4 protein-coding genes and 1 pseudogene are annotated in these 4,719 nt (G+C 50.0%); 4 read left to right on the top strand and 1 reads right to left on the bottom strand.

Annotated elements, in window-relative coordinates:
- Positions 1 to 155 precede the first annotated feature (155 nt).
- Positions 156 to 347: pseudogene (locus ACUHMQ_RS20090) on the bottom strand (transposase); the annotation flags it as partial.
- Between the two features lie 485 nt (positions 348 to 832).
- Here ACUHMQ_RS20090 and ACUHMQ_RS20085 point away from each other — a divergent pair.
- The 4 genes from ACUHMQ_RS20085 to ACUHMQ_RS20070 all read left to right on the top strand — a co-directional run bounded on the left by ACUHMQ_RS20085 (position 833) and on the right by ACUHMQ_RS20070 (position 4,388).
- Positions 833 to 1,216 carry an avidin/streptavidin family protein gene (locus tag ACUHMQ_RS20085; RefSeq protein ID WP_445297229.1) on the top strand — a complete coding sequence of 128 codons (384 nt, stop codon included), beginning with the start codon at positions 833 to 835 and terminating at the stop codon, positions 1,214 to 1,216.
- Between the two features lie 649 nt (positions 1,217 to 1,865).
- Complete coding sequence (locus ACUHMQ_RS20080; RefSeq protein ID WP_445297228.1) at positions 1,866 to 2,612, top strand: cobalamin B12-binding domain-containing protein; 747 nt, start codon at positions 1,866 to 1,868, stop codon at positions 2,610 to 2,612.
- A gap of 70 nt (positions 2,613 to 2,682) precedes the next feature.
- Positions 2,683 to 3,573, top strand: coding sequence for a GGDEF domain-containing protein (locus tag ACUHMQ_RS20075; RefSeq protein ID WP_445297227.1), 891 nt, complete (start codon positions 2,683 to 2,685; stop codon positions 3,571 to 3,573).
- 101 nt (positions 3,574 to 3,674) lie between these two features.
- A complete protein-coding gene (locus tag ACUHMQ_RS20070; RefSeq protein WP_445297226.1) occupies positions 3,675 to 4,388 on the top strand; it encodes an META domain-containing protein in 714 nt (237 codons plus the stop codon).
- Positions 4,389 to 4,719: the final 331 nt, after the last annotated feature.

Genomic DNA, 4,719 nt, shown 5'->3' with positions numbered 1-4,719 from the left:
CTCTGCCTCCTTAAGCACGGTGATGATTTGGCTGTCCGAAAATCTCGATTTCTTCATTTTGTAGAACTCCCTCTATCCGAGAAAATTCTACTTCTGCACACCCCTATTTTCCGGGGGGATTACCAGATGAATTTTGCTCATATATGACTGGCTAGTCCGTTGGCATGATCGTGATCGCTGGCAGCGCCGGTACTTTGCTGATGGGCTTTCACATAGGTGTCATCGATAAATACCCATTCAAAGTCAGGTTCTTCGACCAGGGCTTTGAAAGTCTTGAGCCACTTGCCCACAAGTGACTACGTGTTAAAGCGCTTATAGATGGTATTCCTGTCACTGAAAGCACTAGGTGTTTATGTAAGTTCTCTCTCTGGGTTTGTTCTGTCGAATCTTAAAGTCAGAAAGCATTGTGAGTAAGAAGTTGTTTTAGATTGTATGACTCACAATCTTACTCACAATTTCCAGTGAAGTATTGAACTTCTATGCGAGGTATCGCGACAAACCAGCTAGGTTTTATGCGGGTTTTGGGAGTGTAAGCGAAACAAAAAGACTTGGTGATAGGTCAGTGCTAGTTGTCGATAACTAGCAGCATGATGCCCTTTTAAGCCTTTGTGCAGCATAGGGTTAGCGCTGCAAATAGTAACAATGTACCCGCTGGAGTCCCAATTTTCTAGGGCTGGGTAAAACCCACCATATTGTTGCCTGCCCCTGAAAGTTGGTCCAACTTGCGCCAGCACTTTTCGTTGCCTGTCGTTTTTTGCCGCTATCAGAAAAGACAGTTTGACCAAGCTAAAGTTACCTATGCTGGAAGCTCAGAGGTCCCAAGGAGGAAATCATGAGACAAGAACGTGCGTTGGAACACGCTTTGGCTGGCACAGGTAAAGTGATCGACTTTTCCGGGAAGTGGATCAATGAGCTTGAGTCGACTATGACGGTGGTTCAGAAAAATGGTGTTCTGACGGGTACATATGAAAGCAAGAAAAGCAGTACAGGGGCGGTTGCCATTGGCGACATGCAAGGTTACGTTGATGGTGATCTGATCTCGTTTATTGTCCATTGGCGTGCATTTCAGGCGATCACTGCCTGGGTGGGGCAGTTGGACCCACATACCAAGGTACAAACTATTAATACCCTATGGCAGCTGACGAAGCAGGTTGCACCTGGTGAGGAGTGGGCGTCGATCAATGCGGGAAGCGATTGTTTTACACGTCTGCTTTGATTAGGTCGCCAGTCATTTGTTTCCCCTGCGGCTAATGACCGTTTCAAATGGCTGGTGGATTCCCCTGCGTGGAAAGCGTATGTCCGATGCGATACAGGCTACCTTAAACTTTTTGATATCCAAGTTGCTGCCTATGTCACTCGGCTTTGGTGGAGTTCGCCGGATTTTGTTGTGCCGCTGCTCATAAGCTGATGATGGGCAAGAACTTACTTGGGCCCGTCACTATCTGTACTGAAGGCATATGGGACTTCACCACCTTAAGACATATTGACACGCTGATAAGATTGTTCTGATCCACAGGTGTATAGATAGGCGTGCATGCAGGGTTTGGTTGATGCGTGTCAGCCTGTTTGTTGGCTGGCATAAATGGGGACGAGGTGCAATGTACACGTTAATTCATTTCGGCATTAGGGAGTCGTAAACCTCTCCCGTTGCTTTAGAGCTTGTTTACGGTCTGTTGTGAGCAGCTGTCAGTAGGGCGCAGAGCAGCGCAAAAACCCGAATGCACTTTGGTACATGAGGATTTTGAGCAGCATATAAGCCCCGATCACAGCTGAGCAGCAAGATCGTAAACAGCCTCTTAGTGTCTTACTTGGTTATCTCGTCGTAATTACTCACTCCCCTTATCTCTCTACTTGTAAGGATCCCCATGAGCGATTTCCTTCCCGGTAAGCCATCTCATATGGCTGGTAAACACGCGGACAGATTTTCTTCTACTTTGACCGATTCAATTGGAATCGATGGTTTGCACGAATCGACAGCCAATCTGCAAGATGTCATGCGTTATATGGAGGCAACGTTAAGTGGGAATCAGCGTGTCGCCCAGGAGCTTGTGAATGGTGCAATGCGGGCAGGATGCACATTAAGTGAGACTGCGGTGGGAATAGTCCAGCCGGCGATGTATGAGGTAGGTAGGTTGTGGCAGGAGGGGCGTATCACGGTTGCGCAGGAGCATTTGGCAACAGCGATCTCGCAAAATGTATTGACCCGGGCATATTTACAAGCAGCATTTGCCCCGCCAGTCTGGCGTAAAGCAATATTCGCCTGCAGTGTAGGAAACCAGCATAGCCTTGGTTTGACAGTATTGTCCGATGCTTTTGAAACCATCGGCTGGGAGGTGAGTTACCTTGGTGCGGATGTACCAATTTGTGACCTAATCAAGCAGATTGATACTGAGAAACCAGACTTGATGTGCATGTCGCTTTCGATGCCTAGTCATTTATCGATTGCACGGGAAACAGTGGAACGCATGCGGGTCGAACTCGGAAATCAATGTCCGACAATATGGGTGGGCGGATTGGCGACCACGGTAGCTGAGCGGGTTTGGCATGATGTGGTCAAGGCTGATGGTTGGGCGATGGATGCCTTGCAGGCGATTAGACAAATCGGCCCTTGAGGAGGGCGGGAGAGGGAGTACTTCAGATACTGCCTGGCTGACCCCTTTCCGGCATTTGAAGTCAGTTGTAATGGCAGTCATCAGGGATGACGGGTGGGTCGTTGACAGCAATTTCGGCTTTCAACGTCTATTCGACATTGAGGAAGGAGCGTCATCAAAAGACGTAACCGATTACTTTGCGCTTCCAACCTTTGAAAGCTTGGTGGAGAGGTCTGTAACAACTGGGAAAGTGGTGTACCAGGGCATAATCAATATTGGCGCAAAGGAAGCAACCTGCCGTTCTTTGATCGGTACGGTTAGTCGCGATGGCGCGTATTTGATTCTGGCCGCAGAGTTTGATGTGGCTGAGTTGGAACTGCTCAACACAAAGGTGGTGCAGTTCAACGAACAGTTGGCCACTTTACAACGTGCTTTGGCCCGCAGAGAGCGCCATTTACGCGCGCTAACACTTACCGATCCGTTGACTGGCCTGGCTAACCGTCGCCACTTCGAGGATTTCACGCAAAAGGAATATCTGCGTATACAGCGATCGGGGGGCACGTTATCGGTGATCATGGTCGATATCGATCACTTCAAGCGTGTGAATGATCGCTATGGGCATGCCATCGGGGACGAGGTGTTACGGCATGTTGCCGATCTGTTGTCCAAGGGCACTCGGGAAGTCGACTTGGCAGCGCGTTTTGGTGGCGAGGAGTTTGTACTACTGCTGCCTGGGACCAATGTCGATGGTGCGATGATATGTGCGGAAAACTTGCGGATCAGCGTGCAGGAAACACAAGTGAGTGCTTTTCCTGAGAGGCTGAGCGCAAGTTTTGGCGTGGCGCAGTATCAAGTTGGTGACACCATTGATAGTTTGCTCAAGCGAGCCGATGAAGCGCTGTATGTAGCCAAGAATGGTGGGCGAAACCGGGTAGAGGCGGCTTTTCCGAACGCGGCTGAAGTGGAGTCGCAGGAGGGCTGATCCAGTTACTCAAAGGGTGCTTTCCTATTTTGGCATTCTTTCTCTTTAGCCATGTTTGGCGCGTATCATCGCTCGTTTTAGGTAGTTAACGAAGGAAGACAATGTATCGATCTTTATCTTTACTCCTGGGCATTATGACTTTGGCTGGATGTGCATCCTTTCTCGGTTCACATACCAAAGAGCAACCGGGCGCTTCGTCCACCGCATCGTTACCCAGCCTGACGGATTTATTCTCTAGCGGGCCCAAGCTATTGGGCACCCGTTGGGTATGGGTGGAAACAACGACTCCTTCGTCGCGGGTTGTTGCGCCGAGTAGTGGTATGTATCTGCTGGACTTTGGGACAGAGGGATTTATCCGTCTCACCGCGGACTGTAATCGTGGCAGCGCCAAGTACACCTTGGATGGCAAGGACTTCAAGGCTGGTCAGGCGGCGCTGACGCGTGCCAGCTGTCCACCCGGTGGCCAGGGGAATCGTTTCACTGCTGATTTGGGCAAAACTGAGCGGGCTGAAATCAGCGATGGCGAACTATTGCTTAGTATGCCTGCCAATACGGGCGTGATGCGTTTTGCTCCATTGAAGAGCAACCGCTATCTCTGCGCGAACAAGCTCAAGTTCGGATTGGTCGATTTACCGGGTAAAGATGTGGCCATCGAGTTCGATGGACGATTTTTCCGTGCAGTTCAAGTGACAACGGCTTCTGGCGTAGCGTACGAGGGGGAAAGAGTTCGCTTCCAGAGCAAAGGGGATGATGCGATGCTGGACTTGGGCGAGCAGGCTTTGCGTAATTGTAAGGTCCAAAAGGCCAAGACTTAAGTGTTTAGTCCCACAGTGTGCTGGTCTAATTTATAACCAGCTACGAAAGGATGACCGATGGGACAGGTTCTACATGGAAGCGCCACAACGACACAGGCAGCCCGTCGAGCGATACAACATAGTCAAGCGAGCCTGAGCACACTGGCCAAGCTGCGCTGTGGACTATCCTCAATGTGATCTAGCGACTAAGACCGACTGACATGCTCTGAGGTAGCCTGAATTCCGTAGACACACCTGATTGGTAAACTTGAGCCAACAGGAGGCTGCGGTGAGTAAGAGAGAAACACAAAGCTATACGTCGGAATACCGAGCGGAAGCCATCAAGTTAGTG

The organism is Chitinimonas violaceus (assembly GCF_052601015.1).
The sequence above is the reverse complement of the archived record's forward strand: the minus strand, read 5'-3'. Positions and strand labels throughout refer to the sequence as shown.